Below are 20,472 nucleotides of genomic sequence, written 5' to 3'. Positions count from 1 at the left end.
CATATGAGCAAAAAATCGATTCAAAAGGTGTACGCACTGACACCAATGCAGGAAGGAATGCTGTATCATGCGATGCTTGATCCGCATTCTTCCTCATACTTCACACAATTAGAGCTTGGGATTCACGGCGCTTTTGATCTTGAAATCTTTGAGAAAAGCGTCAATGAACTGATTCGGTCATACGATATTCTCCGTACGGTATTTGTGCATCAGCAGCTGCAAAAACCGCGTCAGGTTGTATTAGCGGAACGCAAAACAAAGGTGCATTATGAGGATATCAGTCATGCAGACACGAGCCGCCAGAAAGAGCACATTGAGCGTTACAAACAAGACGTTCAGCGACAAGGCTTTAACCTGGCAAAAGATATTTTGTTCAAGGTAGCAGTTTTCCGCCTTAATGCAGATCAGCTGTATCTCGTCTGGAGCAATCATCATATTATGATGGACGGCTGGAGCATGGGCGTCCTCATGAAAAGCCTGTTCCAAAACTATGAAGCGCTCAGAGCAGGCAGGACACCTGCAAACGGTCAAGGCAAGCCTTATTCCGATTACATCAAGTGGCTTGGAAAACAGGACAATGAAGAAGCGGAGAGCTACTGGAGCGAGCGCTTGGCGGGTTTTGAACAGCCAAGTGTGCTCCCGGGCCGCCTGCCTGTGAAAAAAGACGAATACGTCAATAAAGAATATTCATTTACATGGGACGAAACACTGGTTGCCCGTATTCAGCAAGCCGCAAACCGCCATCAAGTGACGGGGCCTAACCTATTTCAGGCCGTTTGGGGCATTGTTCTCAGCAAATACAACTTTACGGATGATGTGGTCTTCGGAACGGTCGTCTCGGGAAGGCCGTCTGAAATCAACGGAATTGAAACGATGGCGGGGCTGTTTATCAACACCATTCCAGTGCGGGTAAACGTTGAACGAGATGCTGCTTTCGCTGATATTTTCACAGCTGTTCAGCGGCATGCAGTAGAGGCGGAGCGTTACGATTACGTGCCGCTCTATGAGATTCAAAAACGCTCAGCCCTTGATGGCAATCTCTTAAACCATCTGGTCGCTTTTGAAAATTATCCGCTTGATCAGGAGCTTGAAAATGGCAGCATGGAAGACCGCCTCGGGTTCTCGATCAAGGTAGAAAGCGCATTTGAACAAACGAGCTTCGATTTCAACCTGATTGTGTATCCGGGCAAAACGTGGACCGTCAAAATCAAATATAACGGCGCCGCCTTTGATTCCGCTTTTATCGAACGGACAGCGGAGCACCTTACCCGCATGATGGAAGCAGCTGTCGATCAGCCGGCCGCGTTTGTGCGTGAGTACGGGCTTGTGGGAGCCGAAGAGCAGCGGCAAATTGTCGAGGTGTTTAACAGCACGAAAGCCGAACTCCCGGAAGGAATGGCTGTTCATCAAGTGTTTGAAGAGCAAGCGAAACGGACGCCGGCGAGCACTGCCGTTGTATATGAAGGAACCGAGCTGACATATCGCGAGCTGAATGCAGCGGCCAATCGTCTGGCGAGAAAGCTGATTGACCAAGGCCTTCAAAAAGGGGAAACAGTCGCGATTATGAACGACCGCTCAATAGAAACCGTTGTCGGCATGCTGGCTGTGTTAAAAGCAGGCGCTGCATATGTTCCGCTTGATCCAGCGCTTCCTGGGGACCGTCTTCGGTTCATGGCAGAGGACAGCTCCGTTCGAATGGTCTTGACCGGAATTTCTTATACAGAGCAGGCGCATCAGCTGCAGGTGCCGGTCCTTACACTGGACATAGGCTTGGATGAGAGCGAAGCGGTTGACAATCTCAACCTGCCATCCGCCCCGTCCGACTTGGCATATATCATGTACACATCCGGTTCAACGGGCAAACCAAAAGGCGTCATGATCGAACATAAAAGCATTCTGCGCCTCGTCAAAAATGCCGGGTACGTTCCTGTTACTGAAGAGGACCGTATGGCGCAAACAGGAGCGGTCAGCTTTGATGCCGGAACGTTTGAGGTATTCGGTGCACTGCTAAATGGCGCAGCGCTTTATCCGGTCAAAAAAGAGACGCTGCTTGATGCGAAACAATTTGCTGCATTCCTGCGCGAGCAAAGAATCTCGACGATGTGGCTGACATCACCATTATTCAACCAGCTTGCCGCAAAGGATGCGGGTATGTTCGGCACACTGCGACATTTAATCATCGGCGGAGACGCCCTTGTCCCGCATATTGTCAGCAAAGTCAAACAGGCATCGCCGTCGCTTTCATTGTGGAACGGATACGGCCCGACAGAAAACACGACGTTTTCAACAAGTTTTCTGATCGACCGCGAGTATGGCGGCTCTATCCCAATCGGGAAGCCGATCGGAAATTCCACTGCCTACATCATGGATGAGCAGGCACGCCTGCAGCCAATCGGCGCACCCGGCGAGCTTTGCGTCGGCGGAATCGGTGTGGCGCGTGGCTATGTCAATCTCCCTGAGCTGACGGAGAAGCAATTTCTCGAAGACCCGTTCAGACCGGGTGAAAGGATTTATCGCACTGGCGACTTGGCAAGATGGCTGCCGGACGGCAATATCGAATTTTTAGGCAGAATCGACAACCAAGTGAAGGTGCGCGGCTTCCGAATTGAGCTTGGCGAAATTGAAACAAAACTGAACATGGCTGAGCATGTGACAGAGGCTGCGGTGATCATCCGCAAAAACAAAGCGGATGAAAATGAAATTTGCGCGTACTTTACGGCAGACCGTGAAGTTGCTGTGAGCGAGCTGAGAAAAACGCTATCTCAGTCTTTGCCTGACTATATGGTCCCTGCCCACCTGATTCAAATGGACAGTCTGCCGCTCACGCCGAACGGGAAAATCAACAAAAAAGAACTGCCCGCGCCGCAATCAGAAGCCGTGCAGCCGGAATACGCAGCACCAGAAACAGAGAGTGAAAAGAAATTAGCGGAGATCTGGGAAGGAATACTCGGTGTCAAAGCAGGCGTTACCGATAACTTCTTTATGATCGGCGGCCATTCTTTGAAAGCGATGATGATGACGGCAAAAATCCAAGAGCATTTCCATAAGGAAGTACCGATTAAAGTGCTTTTTGAAAAGCCGACCATTCAAGAATTGGCGCTGTATTTGGACGAGAACGAAAGCAAGGAGGAGCAGACGTTTGAACCGATCAGGCAAGCACCTTATCAGCAGCATTATCCTGTATCCCCGGCCCAGCGGAGAATGTATATCCTCAATCAGCTTGGACAAGCAAACACAAGCTACAACGTCCCCGCTGTACTTTTGCTGGAGGGAGAAGTAGATCAAGACCGGCTTGAAAACGCGATGCAGCAATTAATCAACCGGCACGAAATCCTTCGTACATCGTTTGACATGATCGACGGAGAGGTTGTACAAACCGTTCATAAAAACATATCGTTCCAGCTGGAGGCTGCCAAGGGACGGGAAGAAGACGCGGAGGAAATGATCAGAGCGTTCGTTCAGCCGTTTGAATTACATCGTGCGCCGCTCGTCCGTTCGAAGCTTGTCCAGCTGGAAGAAAATCGCCACCTGCTGCTCATTGATATGCATCATATTATCACTGACGGCAGTTCAACAGGCATACTGATCGGTGATCTTGCCAAAATGTATCAAGGCGCGGATCTGGAGCTGCCGCAAATTCACTATAAAGATTACGCAGTTTGGCACAAAGAACACGCTGATTATCAAAAAGATGAGGCATACTGGCTCGATGTCTTTAAAGGCGAGCTGCCAATACTGGATCTTCCCGCGGATTTCGAGCGGCCTGCTGAGCGGAGCTTTGCGGGAGAGCGCGTGATGTTCGGGCTTGATCAACAGATGACTGCTCAAATCAAGTCATTCTTAGCAGAAACGGATACGACAATGTACATGTTTTTGCTGGCGGCATTCAATGTACTCCTTTCTAAGTACGCGTCGCAGGATGATATCATTGTCGGCTCGCCGACAGCTGGCAGAACACATCCTGATCTGCAAGGTGTGCCGGGGATGTTTGTCAACACGGTAGCACTCAGAACGGCACCAGCGGGGGATAAAACCTTCGCGCAATTCCTTGAGGAGGTCAAAACAGCCAGCCTTCAAGCCTTCGAGCACCAGAGCTATCCGCTTGAGGAGCTGATTGAAAAGCTTCCTCTTACAAGGGATACAAGCAGAAGTCCGCTGTTCAGCGTGATGTTCAATATGCAGAATATGGAGATTCCTTCTTTAAGATTAGGAGATTTGAAGATTTCCTCGTATTCCATGCATCATCATGTGGCGAAATTTGACCTCTCCTTGGAAGCGGTCGAGCGTGAAGACGATATCGGCCTAAGCTTTGACTATGCGACTGCTCTGTTTAAGGACGAGACCATCCGCCGCTGGAGCAGCCACTTTGTCAATATCATCAAAGCGGCCGCGGCTAATCCGAACGTTCGGCTGTCTGAAGTAGATTTGCTTTCATCTGCAGAAACGGCTGCTTTGCTGGAAGAAAGACATATGACTCAAATAACGGAAGCCACCTTTGCAGCTCTCTTTGAAAAACAGGCCCAGCAAACACCTGACCATCCTGCCGTGAAGGCTGGCGGAAATCTGCTGACCTATCGCGAGCTTGATGAACAGGCGAACCAGCTGGCGCACCATCTTCGTGCCCAAGGGGCAGGAAGTGAAGAGATCGTTGCGATTGTTATGGACCGGTCAGCTGAGGTGATGGTATCCATTCTCGGTGTCATGAAGGCGGGGGCAGCTTTCCTTCCCATTGATCCTGATACACCCGAAGAACGAATCCGTTATTCATTAGAGGACAGCGGAGCAAAAATTGCGATCGTCAATGAAAGAAACATGACGGCTATTGGGCAATATGAAGGGGCAATCGTCAACCTTGATGAAGGTAAATGGAGAAATGAAAGCAAGGAGCGCCCAGCTTCCATTTCAGGGTCTCGCAATCTTGCATATGTCATTTATACATCCGGTACGACCGGAAAGCCGAAGGGCGTGCAGGTCGAGCATCGCAATCTGACAAACTATTTCTCTTGGTTTAGTGAAGAGGCGAGCCTGACGGAAAAGGATAAGACTGTATTGCTATCCTCTTACGCATTTGACCTAGGCTATACGAGCGTGTTCCCCGTGCTTCTGGGCGGGGGCGAGCTCCATATCGTACAGAAGGAAACCTATACGGCGCCGGATGAAATAGCGCACTATATCAAGGAGCATGGGATCACATATATCAAACTGACCCCGTCTCTGTTCCATATAATGGTGAACACATCCAGTTTTGCAAAAGAGTCGAACTTTGAATCCCTGCGCTTGATCGTCTTGGGAGGAGAAAAAATCATCCCCGCTGATGTTCTTGCCTTTCGCAGGGTGTATGGACATACCGAATTTATCAATCACTACGGCCCGACAGAAGCAACGATCGGCGCCATCGCCGGACGGATTGATCTGTCTGAGCCGGATGCATTTGCGAAAAGCCCGACAATCGGAAAACCGATTGCGAATGCCGGCGCGCTTGTCTTAAATGAAGCATTGAAGCTTGTGCCGCCGGGAGCGAGCGGACAGCTCTATATTACGGGACAGGGGCTTGCGAGAGGATATCTCAACAGGCCTCAGCTGACAGCCGAGAGATTTGTGGAAAATCCATATTCGCCGGGCAGCCTCATGTACAAAACCGGAGATGTCGTACGGAGACTTTCTGACGGTACGTTTGAATTTATCGGCCGGGCTGATGATCAGGTGAAAATTCGCGGCTACCGCATTGAGCCGAAAGAAATTGAAACGGTCATGCTCAGCCTCAGCGGAATTCAAGAAGCGGTTGTGCTGGCGGTTTCCGAGGGCGGCCTTCAAGAGCTTTGCGCGTATTATACGTCGGATCAGGCCATCGAAAAAGCAGAGCTCCGGAACCAGCTTTCACAAACACTGCCGTCTCATATGATTCCTGCTTTCTTTGTGCAGGTTGACGCAATTCCGCTGACGGCAAACGGGAAAACCGACAGAAACGCTTTGCCGAAGCCGAATGCGGCACAATCTTCTGGCAAGACCTTGGCGGCACCGGAAACAGCGCTTGAAGAAAGCTTATGCCGCATATGGCGGAAAACGCTTGGCATAGAAGCCATCGGCATTGACGACAATTTTTTCGATTTAGGCGGCCATTCATTAAAAGGAATGATGCTGATTGCCAACATTCAGGCAGAATTGGAGAAAAGCATACCGCTTAAAGCACTGTTCGAGCAGCCGACTATTCGCCAGCTGGCGGCTTATATGGAGGCGTCTGCTGTTTCAGGCGGCCATCAAGTCCTCAAGCCGGCTGACAAGCAGGCTATGTATCCATTGTCATCCGCGCAGAAACGGATGTATGTGCTCAATCAGCTTGACCGCCAGACGATAAGCTACAACATGCCATCTGTTCTTCTAATGGAAGGTGAGCTTGATGTTTCGCGCCTGCGCGACTCGCTCAACCAGCTTGTGAACCGTCACGAATCATTGCGGACGTCATTTATGGAAGCTAATGGTGAGCCTGTTCAGCGCATTATTGAGGAGGCGGAGGTTGATCTTCATCTGTTTGAAGCGGAAGAAGACGAAGCGGACCAAAAGATTAAGGAATTTATCCAGCCATTCGACTTAACCGACGCACCGCTCATTCGCGCCGCTTTGCTCCGAATAGAAGCGAAGAAACATTTGCTGCTTTTAGATATGCATCACATCATCGCAGACGGCGTCTCAAGAGGCATCTTTGTAAAAGAATTGGCGCTGCTTTACAAAGGAGAGCAGCTTCCGGAGCCGTCGCTTCATTATAAAGATTTCGCCGTTTGGCAACATGAAGCTGAGCAAAAAGAACGGATGAAGGAGCATGAGGCGTACTGGCTGTCGGTTCTTTCAGGCGAGCTGCCAGAGCTTGATCTCCCGCTCGATTACGCCCGTCCGCCGGTGCAAAGCTTTAAAGGAGATACGATTCGTTTCCGTACGGGAAGTGAGACGGCAAAGGCGGTCGAAAAGCTGCTCGCGGAAACCGGAGCGACCTTGCACATGGTGCTCCATGCTGTTTTCCACGTCTTTTTAAGCAAAATTTCCGGACAGCGGGATATCGTCATCGGTTCTGTTACTGCGGGCCGGACGAATGCCGATGTCCAAGACATGCCGGGAATGTTCGTCAATACACTTGCCCTGAGAATGGAAGCGAAAGAACAGCAGACATTTGCGGAGCTTCTGGAGCAAGCGAAGCAGACGAACCTGTCAGCGCTGGAGCATCAGGAGTATCCATTTGAAGATCTGGTTAATCAGCTTGATCTCCCTCGGGATATGAGCCGAAATCCAGTATTTAATGTGATGGTGACGACAGAAAACCCCGATAAAGAACAGCTTACATTGCCAAATCTGAGCATTTCACCTTATGAGGCTCATCAGGGAACCTCTAAGTTTGATCTGACATTGGGCGGGTTTACTGATGAAAACGGCATTGGCTTGCAGCTCGAATATGCGACAGATCTGTTCACAAAAGAAACGGCTGAAAAATGGAGCGAATACGTTCTGAGGTTACTAAAGGCTGTTGCGGAAAACCCGAACCAGCCGCTTTCCAGCCTGTCACTCGTCACTGAAACAGAAAAACAAGCGCTTCTTGAGGCATGGAAGGGCAAAACGCTGCCTGTGCCGACAGACAAAACGGTTCATCAGCTATTCGAAGAGACTGTTCAGCGCCACAAAGATCGCCCGGCTGTCACATACAACGGCCGATCTTGGACGTACGGCGAGCTGAATGCGAAGGCAAACCGTCTCGCGCGAATTCTGATCGACTGCGGCATCAGCCCGGATGACCGCGTCGGCGTCCTCACGAAGCCGTCGCTTGAAATGTCGGCCGCTGTGCTCGGCGTCTTAAAGGCGGGAGCGGCGTTTGTGCCGATTGATCCTGACTACCCGGATCAGCGGATTGAGTATATTTTACAGGACAGCGGCGCGAAACTTCTCTTGAAGCAGGAAGGCATTTCAGTGCCGGACAGCTATACGGGAGATGTCATTCTTCTCGACGGAAGCCGCACGATTCTAAGCCTGCCGCTTGATGAAAACGACGAGGAAAATCCAGAAACCGCTGTAACAGCTGAGAACTTGGCGTACATGATTTACACATCTGGAACGACCGGACAGCCGAAGGGTGTCATGGTCGAGCACCATGCGCTTGTGAACCTGTGCTTCTGGCATCACGACGCGTTCAGTATGACAGCGGAGGACCGCAGTGCGAAGTACGCGGGCTTCGGATTCGACGCCTCCATTTGGGAGATGTTCCCGACCTGGACGATTGGCGCTGAGCTTCACGTCATAGATGAAGCGATCCGCCTCGATATCGTCCGCCTGAATGACTATTTCGATACGAACGGCGTGACGATTACGTTCCTGCCGACGCAGCTGGCGGAACAGTTCATGGAGCTTGAGAACACATCACTGCGTGTCCTCTTGACTGGAGGAGACAAGCTGAAGCGTGCCGCGAAAAAGCCGTACAAGCTCGTCAACAACTACGGGCCGACAGAAAATACGGTCGTTGCCACAAGCACAGAAATCCATCCGGAGGAAGGCTCGCTTTCCATCGGACAGGCGATCGCCAATACGAGAGTGTACATTCTTGGCGAGGGCAATCAGGTGCAGCCAGAAGGCGTAGCCGGAGAGCTTTGCGTGGCGGGACGCGGATTGGCGCGAGGCTATCTGAATCGAGAAGACGAAACCGCGAAGCGGTTTGTCGCTGATCCGTTTATGCCGGGTGAACGCATGTACCGCACTGGTGATTTGGTGAAGTGGGTGAACGGCGGCATCGAATACATCGGCCGGATCGACCAGCAGGTCAAGGTCCGCGGCTACCGAATCGAGCTTTCAGAAATCGAAGTCCAGCTCGCGCAGCTTTCTGAGGTGCAGGATGCGGCGGTAACAGCCGTGCAGGATAAAGGCGGCAATACAGCGATCGCGGCGTATGTCACACCTGAATCAGCTGACATAGAAGCACTGAAATCAGCACTGAAGGAAACCCTGCCGGATTACATGATCCCGGCGTTCTGGGTAACGCTGAGCGAGCTTCCGGTTACGGCAAACGGCAAAGTGGACCGCAAAGCCTTGCCTGAGCCGGACATCGAAGCGGGAAGCGGGGAATACAAAGCGCCGACGACCGACATGGAAGAGCTGCTTGCCGGCATCTGGCAGGACGTGCTTGGAATGGCTGAAGTCGGTGTCACCGATAATTTCTTCTCGCTGGGCGGAGATTCCATCAAAGGAATTCAGATGGCGAGCCGCTTGAACCAGCACGGCTGGAAGCTGGAAATGAAAGATCTCTTCCAGCATCCGACGATCGAGGAGCTGACCCAATACGTAGAGCGTGCCGAAGGCAAACAGGCAGACCAAGGCCCGGTGGAGGGCGAAGTCATCCTGACGCCGATCCAGCGCTGGTTCTTTGAAAAGAACTTCACGAATCAGCACCACTGGAACCAATCGGTGATGCTTCACGCCAAGAAGGGCTTTGATCCTGAACGGGTGGAGAAAACATTGCAGGCGCTGATCGAACATCATGACGCGCTCCGTATGGTTTACCGTGAGGAAAACGGGGACATCATTCAGGCGTATCAACCGATCGGTGAGAGCAAGGTAAGTTTCGAAATCGTGGATCTGTACGGCTCTGATGAAGAGATGCTGAAAAACCAGATTAAGATTCTGGCGAACAGGCTGCAAAGCAGTATTGATCTGCAAAACGGGCCCCTTCTAAAGGCGGAGCAATACCGCACGGAAGCTGGGGATCACCTGCTCATCGCTGTACACCATCTCGTGGTCGACGGTGTGTCATGGCGGATTTTGCTTGAAGATTTTGCTTCAGGCTACATGCAGGCTGAGAAAGAAGAGAGCCTTGTCTTCCCGCAAAAAACAAACTCCTTCAAGGACTGGGCGGAAGAACTGGCGGCATTCAGCCAATCAGTGCATCTTTTACAGCAGGCTGAATACTGGTCGCAAATTGCCGCTGAGCAGGTTTCTCCTTTACCGAAGGATTGTGAAACAGAGCAGCGGATCGTCAAGGATACATCATCCGTCCTATGTGAATTAACGGAAGAAGACACGAAGCATCTTTTAACAGATGTTCATCAGCCATATGGAACTGAAATCAACGATATACTTCTCAGCGCGCTTGGTTTGACAATGAAAGAATGGACAGCCAGTGCCAAAATCGGCATTAACCTTGAGGGACACGGCCGGGAGGACATCATCCCGAATGTGAATATCTCCAGAACGGTCGGCTGGTTTACGGCACAATACCCAGTTGTGCTCGACATGTCTGAAGCAGATGTCTCAGCTGTGATCAAAACAGTCAAAGAAAACCTGCGCCGCATTCCGGATAAAGGTGTTGGCTACGGCATTCTTCGTTATTTCACAGAAACATCGGAAACAAAGGGCTTCACACCGGAGATCAGCTTCAACTATTTGGGCCAATTCGACAGTGAAGTCAAAACCGATTTCTTTGAACCGTCCGCTTTCGATATGGGGCGCCAAGTAAGCGGAGAATCAGAGGCGCTGTACGCTTTAAGCTTCAGCGGCATGATCAGAAACGGCCGGTTTGTGCTTTCCTGCTCCTACAATGAGAAGGAGTTTGAAAGAGCCACGATTGAAGAGCGAATGGAACGGTTTAAAGAAAATCTTCTGATGCTGATCCGTCATTGCACGGAAAAAGAAGAGAAGGAATTCACGCCAAGCGACTTCAGCGCCGAAAACCTTGAAATGGACGAAATGGGAGATATCTTTGACATGCTTGAGGAGAATTTAAAATAAAACGCAAGGGAATTACAGAAGGCGGGAGCGAAACATATGAGTCAATTTAGCAAGGATCAGGTTCAAGATATGTATTACCTATCGCCGATGCAGGAAGGGATGCTTTTTCATGCCATCCTGAATCCCGGCCAAAGCTTTTACCTTGAACAGATCACGATGAAAGTAAAAGGCAGCTTGAATATCAAATGTCTTGAAGAAAGCATGAATGTGATCATGGACCGGTACGATGTATTTCGTACCGTGTTCATTCACGAAAAAGTAAAAAGGCCTGTCCAAGTCGTATTGAAAAAACGGCAGTTCCATATAGAAGAAATCGATCTGACACACTTAACGGGCAGCGAGCAAGCAGCCAAAATCAATGAATACAAGGAACAGGATAAGATCAGAGGCTTTGATTTGACGCGGGATATTCCGATGCGGGCAGCTGTTTTCAAAAAAGCTGAAGAAAGCTTTGAATGGGTGTGGAGCTACCACCACATTATTTTGGACGGCTGGTGCTTCGGCATCGTCGTACAGGATCTATTTAAAGTATACAATGCTCTGCGCGAACAAAAGCCGTACAGCCTGCCGCCAGTCAAACCGTATAAAGACTATATCAAGTGGCTTGAAAAGCAGGATAAACACGCATCACTGCATTACTGGCGCGAGTACTTAAAGGATGTTGAGGGACAAACGACGTTTGCGGAGCAAAGAAAGAAACAAAAGGACGGCTATGAGCCGAAAGAGCTGCTCTTTTCATTGCCGAAGGCGGAAACAAAGGCCTTTGCCGAGCTTGCAAAATCGCAGCATACCACTTTAAGCACGGCGCTGCAGGCAGTCTGGAGCGTATTGATCAGCCGCTATCAGCAGTCTGGCGATTTAACGTTTGGTACAGTCGTTTCCGGGCGTCCCGCGGAAATTAAAGGCGTTGAACATATGGTTGGACTGTTTATCAACGTTGTCCCGAGACGTGTGAAGCTGTCTAAGGATATCACATTTACCGGCTTGCTCAAGCAGCTGCAGGAGCAATCGCTGCAGTCCGAGCCGCATCAATATGTGCCGCTTTATGACATCCAAAGCCAGGCCGATCAGCCGAAACTGATTGACCACATCATTGTTTTTGAGAACTATCCGCTTCAGGATGCGAAAAATGAAGAAAGCAGTGAAAACGGCTTTGATATGGTGGATGTTCATGTTTTTGAGAAGTCGAATTATGATCTCAACCTAATGGCTTCTCCAGGTGAAGAGATGCTGATTAAGCTTGCTTATAATGAGAATGTGTTTGATGAGGCGTTTATCCTGCGCTTGAAATCCCAACTTCTCACAGCAATTCAGCAGCTCATCCAGAATCCCGAACAGCCTGTCAGCACGATCAACCTCGTTGACGACAGGGAGAGAGAATTTTTGCTTACCGGCTTAAACCCGCCGGCTCAAACTCATGAGACAAAGCCTCTGACCGATTGGTTTAAGGAAGCGGTGAATGTCAATCCGAATGCACCGGCGCTTACGTATTCCGGCCAGACCCTGTCTTATCGCGAATTAGATGAGGAAGCGAACCGCCTTGCGCACCGTTTGCAAAAACACGGTGCGGGCAAAGGCTCCGTTGTAGCGCTGTACACGAAGCGCTCACTTGAACTGGTGATCGGCATTCTCGGTGTATTAAAGGCGGGAGCGGCTTATCTGCCGGTTGACCCGAAGCTGCCAGAGGACCGAATCTCGTATATGCTGGCTGACAGTGCGGCAGCCTGTCTGCTGACACATCAGGAGATGAAAGAACAAGCGGCTCAGCTGCCGTATACAGGCACAACGCTCGTCATCGATGATCAAACACGGTTTGAGGAAAAGGAAAGCGATCCTGCCACCGCAATTGATCCCGATGATCCGGCATATATCATGTACACGTCCGGCACAACCGGAAAGCCAAAGGGCAATATGACCACTCATGCCAATATTCAAGGGTTGGTCAAGCATGTAGACTACATGGCATTTTCTGAAAAAGATACGTTCTTATCTGTTTCGAATTACGCCTTCGACGCATTTACCTTTGATTTCTACGCTTCCATACTGAATGCGGCACGGCTCATTATCGCAGATGAACATACGCTGCTTGATACAGAACGGCTCACTGATCTGATCAAGAAGGAGAATGTCAATGTCATGTTTGCCACAACTGCGCTGTTTAATCTTCTCACAGATGCGGGAGAGGATTGGATGAAGGGGCTTCGCTGTGTATTATTCGGCGGAGAGCGCGCATCTGTTCCGCACGTCAGGAAAGTGCTGCGGGTCATGGGGCCGGGCAAGCTGATTAACTGCTACGGGCCGACTGAGGGAACAGTGTTTGCGACTGCTCACGTCGTGCATGATATACCGGATTCCATCTCCTCATTGCCGATCGGAAAGCCGATCAGCAATGCCAGTGTTTATATTCTGAATGAGCAAAGACAGCTCCAGCCATTCGGGGCGATCGGTGAACTGTGCATCAGCGGAATGGGCGTGTCAAAAGGATATGTAAATCGTGCTGACCTCACGAAGCAAAAGTTTATCAAGAACCCGTTTAAGCCGAAAGAAATGCTTTACCGCACAGGGGATTTAGCACGCTGGCTGCCGGATGGAACGATTGAATACGCCGGCCGTATTGACGATCAGGTCAAAATACGGGGACACCGGATTGAGCTTGAAGAAATTGAAAAGCAGCTGCAGGAATACCCGGGAGTGAAAGATGCGATCGTTGTTGCGGACTGCCCTGAGTCTGGCGATGCATCAATCAACGCCTACCTGGTGACCCGGACGCAGCTTTCAGCTGAAGGCGTAAAGGCGCACCTGAAAAAGCAGCTTCCTGCTTACATGGTGCCGCAAACCTTTACCTTCTTGGATGAGCTTCCTTTAACGACAAACGGGAAAGTCAATAAACGGCTGCTGCCAAAACCTGATCAGGATCAGCTGGCGGAAGAATGGATCGGACCGCGAAACGAGATGGAAGAAACTATCGCGCAAATCTGGTCTGAGGTTCTCGGCAGAAAACAAGTCGGCATTCATGACGATTTCTTTGTGCTCGGAGGACATTCCTTGAAGGCAATGACCGCCGCCTCCCGCATCAAGAAGGAGCTCGGGATTGATCTTCCGGTAAAGGTTTTGTTTGAAGCGCCGACAATCGCCGGTATTTCAGCGTTTTTGAAAAACGGGGGCTCAGATGGATTGCAGGATGTAACGATAATGAATCCCGATCGGGAGCAGATCATTTTCGCATTTCCTCCAGTCTTGGGCTATGGCCTCATGTACCAAAATCTGGCCGCCCGCTTGCCGTCATACAAGCTGTGCGCCTTTGACTTCATTGAAGAAGAAAATCGCCTTGACCGCTATGCGGATTTGATCCAGAAGCTTCAGCCGGAAGGGCCTTTGACTTTGTTTGGATATTCAGCAGGATGCAGCCTGGCGTTTGAAGCTGCCAAAAAGCTTGAGGAACAAGGCCGTATTGTTCAGCGGATCATCATGGTGGATTCCTATAAAAAACAAGGTGTCAGTGATCTGGACGGACGCACGGTTGAAAGTGATGTCGAAGCGTTGATGAATGTAAACCGGGACAATGAAGCGCTCAACAGCGAAGCCGTCAAACAAGGACTTAAGCAAAAAACACATGCCTTTTACTCATACTACGTCAGCCTGATCAGCACAGGCCAGGTGAAAGCTGATATTGATCTGTTGACATCTGGCGCTGATTTTGACATGCCGGAATGGCTTGCATCATGGGAAGAGGCAACAACAGGTGCTTATCGTGTGAAAAGAGGCTTCGGAACACACGCAGAAATGCTGCAGGGCGAAACGCTAGATAGGAATGCCGTAATTTTGCTCGAATTCCTTAATACACAAACCGTAACGGTTTCTTAAATGAAGTGATGAAAGGAGGAGACAGCCAATGAGCCAACTCTTCAAATCATTTGATGCGTCGGAAAAAACGCAGCTCATCTGTTTTCCGTTTGCCGGCGGCTACTCAGCGTCGTTTCGCCCTCTCCATGCTTTTTTGCAGGGGGAGTGTGAGATGCTTGCTGCTGAGCCGCCGGGACACGGCACGAATCAAACGACAGCCATTGAGGATCTCGAAGAGCTGACGGATTTGTACAAGCAAGAACTGAACCTGGGCCCTGATCGGCCGTTTGTGCTGTTCGGACACAGTATGGGCGGCATGATCACCTTCAGGCTGGCGCAAAAGCTTGAGCGGGAAGGCATCTTTCCACAGGCAGTTATCATTTCTGCGATACAGCCGCCCCATATTCAGCGGAAGAAAGTGTCCCATCTGCCTGATGATCAATTCCTTGATCATATTATCAAATTAGGCGGAATGCCCGCAGAGCTTGTTGAAAATAAGGAGGTCATGTCCTTTTTCCTGCCTTCCTTCCGATCGGACTACAGGGCGCTTGAACAATTTGTGCTTCACGATCTGGCCCCGATCCAATCGCCTGTTCATGTCTTTAACGGGCTTGATGATAAAAAATGCATTCGAGATGCGGGAGGCTGGAAGAAGTGGGCAAAAGACATCACATTCCATCAATTTGACGGCGGCCACATGTTCCTGCTGTCACAAACGGAAGAAGTCGCAGAACGGATTTTTGCAATCTTGAATCAGCATCCGATCATTCAATCGTGATCAAAAGCGGACAGCTCAGGCTGTTCCGCTTTTTTAGTGTGGAATGACAATTTTCGCATGGTATAATAGTCGAAATACTCAGATAAAGGCAGGTCAAAACATGCGCACGTCTCCCAGGATGAAATGGTTTGTATTGCTGTTTACGTTTGTTTTCGCCATCGGAATGAACTCATTCAGAAACTCCTTTCAATTTTTTATGCTTCCAATGGCGGATGCCTTCCATGCCGACAGGTCGCTGATCTCGGTTTCTGTCAGCATTTTTATGATCACAACCGGCATCGTCCAGTTTTTTGTCGGTTTTTTTATCGACCGGTTCAGTGTCAGAAAAATTATGGCGCTGGGGGCTGTTTGCATCAGCGCTAGCTTTTTGATGCTTCCGTATTCACCAAATGTTCATGTGTTTTCCGCTATTTACGGTGTGCTTGGCGGGATCGGCTATTCCTGTGCGGTCGGCGTGACGACCCAGTATTTCATCAGCCGCTGGTTTGACACACACAAAGGTCTGGCGCTTGCTATTTTGACCAATGCCAACTCTGCGGGCTTGCTGCTTCTCTCGCCCATTTGGGCAGCGGCTCCGTACCATGCCGGCTGGCAGAACACCTATACCATTTTGGGAATCGTCATGGCGGCTGTTCTGCTGCCGCTCCTCGCCTTCGGGATGAAGCATCCGCCACATGCACAAGTGCAGTCAGTGAAAAAATCTTATGACTGGCGGGGATTTTGGAACGTGATGAAGCAGTCTCGCCTCATTCATATCCTGTACTTCGGGGTGTTTACTTGCGGATTTACGATGGGAATCATTGATGCTCACCTCGTCCCGATACTGAAGGATGCGCATGTCTCTCATGTTAACGGAATGATGGCCGCGTTCGGGGCGTTTATTATCATTGGCGGATTATTGGCGGGCTGGCTGTCAGATCTCCTCGGCAGCAGAAGCATCATGCTATCCATCTTATTTTTCATCCGGCTGCTCAGCCTGATTTGCCTGCTCATCCCCATTCTCGGAATTCATCACAGCGAACTTTGGTATTTTGGCTTTATCCTGTTATTTGGACTCAGTTACACAGGCGTGATCCCGCTGACCGCGGCGTCAATTTCAGAAAGCTATCAAACAGGATTGATAGGTTCGCTGTTAGGCATCAATTTCTTTATCCATCAGGTTGCCGGGGCTCTCAGTGTGTATACGGGCGGTTTGTTTTTTGACATGACTCATGATTATCTGCTGATTGTTGCTGTGTGTATCGTGTTTGTGGGTGTATCGGCTGTAATAGAGCTTGTGCCGTTTTTCGATAAACAAAAGGCAAAAGAAACCCATCAATCAATATAAAAGGACCGGCACTATCAATGCCGATCCTTTTTAAATTTGAGTTTTTTTGTTTCGGTATTTTTAAGGATAATCTCCTTGAATCTGTTCATCTCCACTTCGGAATGAAAAAAATGTTTTGGTATCGCAATATATTGGCTGCTGGATGTATTGATCCGAAAGATATTCTTATATTCGAAAACAGCTGTGATTTCATTCCAATTGAAAATGAGGTCATATTTTTTAGAACTTATACGAATTCCTTCTTGATTCACAGTATATGTTCTTTTGGATTTCATCCGTTCGTTCCTCTTGTATGCTCTGGAAAACTTCACATATAGAAGAAGGAGGAGCAGCAGTGTAAACAGAACGGACATCACGATAATCAACATACTGTTCATAAACAAGTTAAGCGCGTCACTGCCATAAACGATACGGGGCCATCCGTTAATGAAGTTAACTGCAGCAAATATGGCGCAACACAACAGAAAGTAAAAGCATGACATTTTTGCGATTTGATAAAAAAAGATTTCTCTTACATCCTTAAAAGTGATTTCTCCTGGAAGAATGATACTTTCACTAGCATATTGAATCATACGGTAAACCTACACCTCTAACCATGTTTTTCCTTTCAGTCTAGCATAATTTCTCATTTTTTTGCAGGCATACCAGAGCGCTTTGTTTTTTTCTGCAGATTGGTATTGCTCCCCAGCACGCCAATCATAATACAAACCGCTCCGGCAAAGTGATACCAGGCAAGGCTTTCGTTTAGAATCACCACTCCTGCAATCATCGTTACGATAGTAGATACATGATTAAAAGCACTCATTTTAAACGCCTCAATCCGTGACAGCGTATAGTTAGACAAGAATGAAGTGACGAGTGAAGACAGCACGCCCAAATACAAAATAGAGAGAACGAAGCCGGGCTCCCGGAATGGCAGAAAATAAGTGCCGACAGTTCCCGCCGCTCCGTGGCGCACAAGGGCAATGGCGTTGAAGACGACAAAGCCGATGGCAGACATGATGTAGGTAAGCTCGGTCAGCTTGAACCGCTGCGTCATTTTTCTGGCAGCGGTATTGTACATCGCTGAAGACAAGGCGGACAACAGTATCAGCAAAGACCCTTTTAAGCTGGCTGATTCCACGTCAACGCCTTTCATCACAAAAATAAACATGACACCGGCAACGGATAAAACCGTGAACCCCTTTTGTATCCACGTCGGGCGTTCCTTTAAAACATAAGCGGCAAACACCATCGTGAAAATCGGAATGGCTGCCTGAATAACCCCCGCTTCAGATGAGGACGAGTACACAAGGCCGAATGCCTGAAAGCTGAAAAATAGCGCGGGATACAGCAGGGCGAGCGGCAAAATGGCAATGACGTCCTTTATGCGGATTGAAAGCTTTACCCAGCCGAATAAGACAGGTACAGTGGCCGCAGCAAACGCAATGGTGAACCGGTGCGCCAGAATATCAAACGGCTCTGCTGTTTCCAGTGCGATTTTTACGAATAGAAAGGATAAACCGATAATAACCGAATATAAAACAGCCGCTATATAAGCGGAGGCTTGCTGATGTTTAACCATAATGGGAGGTGCTCCTTTACCTGAATTGCAGCGCCGGTCGCTCCCTTTATTGTATGGCCGCGGTCAGCACGGTACAATGAGAAAAACAATGAACTGTACCGGTACAAAACAGGAGGAGAAGACATGGAGAAATATATGTGTCTATTAACGAGGATAGAGGAGATGATGCAAAGCACCGCCTATCAAGAAGGAGACAGGCTTCCATCTATCCGTCAGCTGTCCGCCCGCCACCAAGTCAGCAAAAGCACAGTGATCCGCGCGCTGCAGGAGCTGGAAAAGCGCCACCTTATCTATTCCGTTCCGAAAAGCGGCTATTATATTGTGAAAAAGACGGGGAAATCAAAAAGCGGGCAGCCTGGCCCCATCGACTTTGCCACATCTGCGCCAGATCCAGATGTGTTTCCGTATCTTGCTTTTCAGCACTGCATCAACAAAGCGATTGATACATATAAAAACGATTTGTTTATTTATGGGACGCCAAAGGGGCTTCCATCACTCATCCGTGTACTCCGAAAGCTCTTGGCCAATCAGCAGGTATTTGCGGATGAACGGCACATTTTCATTACTTCAGGTGTCCAGCAGGCGTTATCCTTGCTTTGTGCCATGCCGTTTCCAAATGGGAAAGAGAAGATCGCCATTGAACAGCCGGGCTACCATTTGATGGTCGAACAGCTTGAGACGCTTGGAATTCCCGCCATCGGAGTGAAACGAACGGAAGAGGGGCTCAATTTAACCGAGGTTGAGCGGCTGTTTCAAACAGAATCGATCAAATTTTTTTACACGATGCCGCGCTTCCATAACCCGCTTGGCTGCTCTTTGTCAGAGCAAGAGAAACAAGAGCTTGTAAGACTGGCAGAAGCGTATGATGTCTATCTCGTTGAGGATGATTATCTCGGTGATTTGGAAGAAAATAAAAAGGCAGATCCGCTGCACGCATATGACCTGTCCTCACATGTCATTTATTTGAAAAGTTTCTCGAAAATGATGTTTCCCGGCCTTCGCGTGGGGGCGGCTGTTTTGCCCGAAGCACTGACTGACATGTTTCATGCGTACAAAAAGCTGAACGACATCGACTGTTCGATGATTTCTCAAGCGGCATTGGAGATTTATCTGAAAAGCGGTATGTATGGCAGGCACAAGGAGAAAATCAGAGATTCCTATAAGGAGCGATCACTGAGGCTTCATCAAGCCATTCAAACCCACAGGCAGCTGGGAAGCGGACGCTTTACGTTTTCAGGCGGCCAGGCACCCTGTATGCACACCCATCTGGTGCTTCCTGAGGATCTACCGGCCTCAAGAGTGATTCATAGACTGAAAAAACAAGGGGTTCACCTTGAGGCGATAGACCGTCATTATTTATCAGGTTATCCAAAAGAAAATCTATTAAAAATCAATATATCCAATGTGAAAACGGAAGATATTGATCGCGGTGTCAAGCTGTTGATGAGCCATTTATAAAAGCGCTTCGTACGAGACCATTGTGATATCCTCAGGGAAATCAGAGTGCGCGGCGCATACAGCCATTTTGTAGCCGGGATCGACATCATACGTTTTGATATAGCAGGGGGAATGGCTGTCTGGAAGCTCAATGGATACTTCTCCGTCCTGATGCAGGCGCACTGAAAAGGAATCAAGCGGTAGTGATAACCCCTTGCCCTCCTGTTTGATAAAGCTTTCTTTCATTGACCATAGATGATAAAAATAGTCTGTTTGCTCGTCTTTGTTTTTGGCTAAAAGGTCGCTGTACTCTGTTTTTGAAAAGAAGCGCTTGGCGATCTCAAGGCTGATCGGTTTCATTTTTTCAATATCGATGCCGATGGGCTGTGAATCAAACGCACCAATGACCCAGCGGCCGGAATGAGAAATGTTGAAATGGGCGTCAGTAAGATCAGGGATGCAGGGCTTCCCGTATTCCTGCGTGCTGAAGCGGATATCAGATTTGTCCAACTGATACTGCCCGCTTATGACTGAACGAACAAGCACATCTCCCAGCAGGGTGCGGTGTGCATCTTCTTTATGATAAAATCTCCGGCATTTCTCCCGTTTTTCAGGCGATATGAAAGACATGAACCGTTCAGTCTCTTCCTGTGAAAGCGGGCGGTCCATATAAATTCCGTAAATCTTCATTCTAGGTCCTCCGTCTGCAAAAGATTGTCAAAACCATCCTATCATACATCAACAAGACTCATATAGAGGAGAAAATAA

General features: G+C 49.2%; 8 protein-coding genes. 5 read left to right on the top strand and 3 right to left on the bottom strand.

Annotation, left to right across the window (positions count from 1 at the left end):
- Positions 1 to 3: 3 nt before the first annotated feature.
- The 4 genes from srfAB to NZD81_RS17935 all read left to right on the top strand — a co-directional run bounded on the left by srfAB (position 4) and on the right by NZD81_RS17935 (position 16,703).
- Entirely contained in the window at positions 4 to 10,755 is a 10,752-nt protein-coding gene (gene srfAB, locus NZD81_RS21310) for a surfactin non-ribosomal peptide synthetase SrfAB (RefSeq protein WP_483298475.1), read from the top strand.
- 36 nt (positions 10,756 to 10,791) lie between these two features.
- Complete coding sequence (gene srfAC, locus NZD81_RS17945; protein WP_289861031.1) at positions 10,792 to 14,619, top strand: surfactin non-ribosomal peptide synthetase SrfAC; 3,828 nt, start codon at positions 10,792 to 10,794, stop codon at positions 14,617 to 14,619.
- A gap of 28 nt (positions 14,620 to 14,647) precedes the next feature.
- Complete coding sequence (gene srfAD, locus NZD81_RS17940) at positions 14,648 to 15,376, top strand: surfactin biosynthesis thioesterase SrfAD (RefSeq protein ID WP_069148935.1); 729 nt, start codon at positions 14,648 to 14,650, stop codon at positions 15,374 to 15,376.
- Positions 15,377 to 15,476: 100 nt separating this feature from the next.
- Positions 15,477 to 16,703 (top strand): MFS transporter, encoded by a 1,227-nt coding sequence (locus NZD81_RS17935; protein ID WP_289861030.1) that lies wholly within the window; start codon positions 15,477 to 15,479, stop codon positions 16,701 to 16,703.
- A 14-nt stretch (positions 16,704 to 16,717) separates the two neighbouring features.
- Here NZD81_RS17935 and NZD81_RS17930 read toward each other — a convergent pair whose 3' ends face one another.
- Positions 16,718 to 17,275, bottom strand: coding sequence for a YcxB family protein (locus NZD81_RS17930; RefSeq protein WP_289861029.1), 558 nt, complete (start codon positions 17,273 to 17,275; stop codon positions 16,718 to 16,720).
- Between the two features lie 53 nt (positions 17,276 to 17,328).
- Entirely contained in the window at positions 17,329 to 18,267 is a 939-nt protein-coding gene (locus NZD81_RS17925) for a DMT family transporter (protein WP_040084192.1), read from the bottom strand.
- A 123-nt stretch (positions 18,268 to 18,390) separates the two neighbouring features.
- On the opposite strand from NZD81_RS17925, the gene NZD81_RS17920 reads away from it, so the two are divergent.
- The gene (locus NZD81_RS17920; protein ID WP_136654864.1) at positions 18,391 to 19,725 is read left to right on the top strand and encodes an aminotransferase-like domain-containing protein; all 1,335 of its coding nucleotides are present in this window, start codon (positions 18,391 to 18,393) and stop codon (positions 19,723 to 19,725) included.
- Here NZD81_RS17920 and NZD81_RS17915 read toward each other — a convergent pair.
- Positions 19,720 to 20,394, bottom strand: coding sequence for a 4'-phosphopantetheinyl transferase (locus tag NZD81_RS17915; protein WP_136654863.1), 675 nt, complete (start codon positions 20,392 to 20,394; stop codon positions 19,720 to 19,722). The genes NZD81_RS17920 and NZD81_RS17915 overlap by 6 nt on opposite strands.
- Positions 20,395 to 20,472 lie beyond the last annotated feature (78 nt).

The sequence above is a fragment of the Bacillus sp. B.PNR1 genome (assembly GCF_030386235.1).
In the GTDB taxonomy this organism is placed as follows: domain Bacteria; phylum Bacillota; class Bacilli; order Bacillales; family Bacillaceae; genus Bacillus; species Bacillus stercoris.
This window is presented reverse-complemented; position numbering and strand designations above follow the sequence as displayed.

Coding starts and splice junctions, on each gene's coding strand:
- srfAB (WP_483298475.1), top strand. CDS start 4: ATGAGCAAAAAATCGATTCAAAAGGTGTACGCACTGACACCAATGCAG.
- srfAC (WP_289861031.1), top strand. CDS start 10,792: ATGAGTCAATTTAGCAAGGATCAGGTTCAAGATATGTATTACCTATCG.
- srfAD (WP_069148935.1), top strand. CDS start 14,648: ATGAGCCAACTCTTCAAATCATTTGATGCGTCGGAAAAAACGCAGCTC.
- NZD81_RS17935 (WP_289861030.1), top strand. CDS start 15,477: ATGCGCACGTCTCCCAGGATGAAATGGTTTGTATTGCTGTTTACGTTT.
- NZD81_RS17930 (WP_289861029.1), bottom strand. CDS start 17,275: ATGATTCAATATGCTAGTGAAAGTATCATTCTTCCAGGAGAAATCACT.
- NZD81_RS17925 (WP_040084192.1), bottom strand. CDS start 18,267: ATGGTTAAACATCAGCAAGCCTCCGCTTATATAGCGGCTGTTTTATAT.
- NZD81_RS17920 (WP_136654864.1), top strand. CDS start 18,391: ATGGAGAAATATATGTGTCTATTAACGAGGATAGAGGAGATGATGCAA.
- NZD81_RS17915 (WP_136654863.1), bottom strand. CDS start 20,394: ATGAAGATTTACGGAATTTATATGGACCGCCCGCTTTCACAGGAAGAG.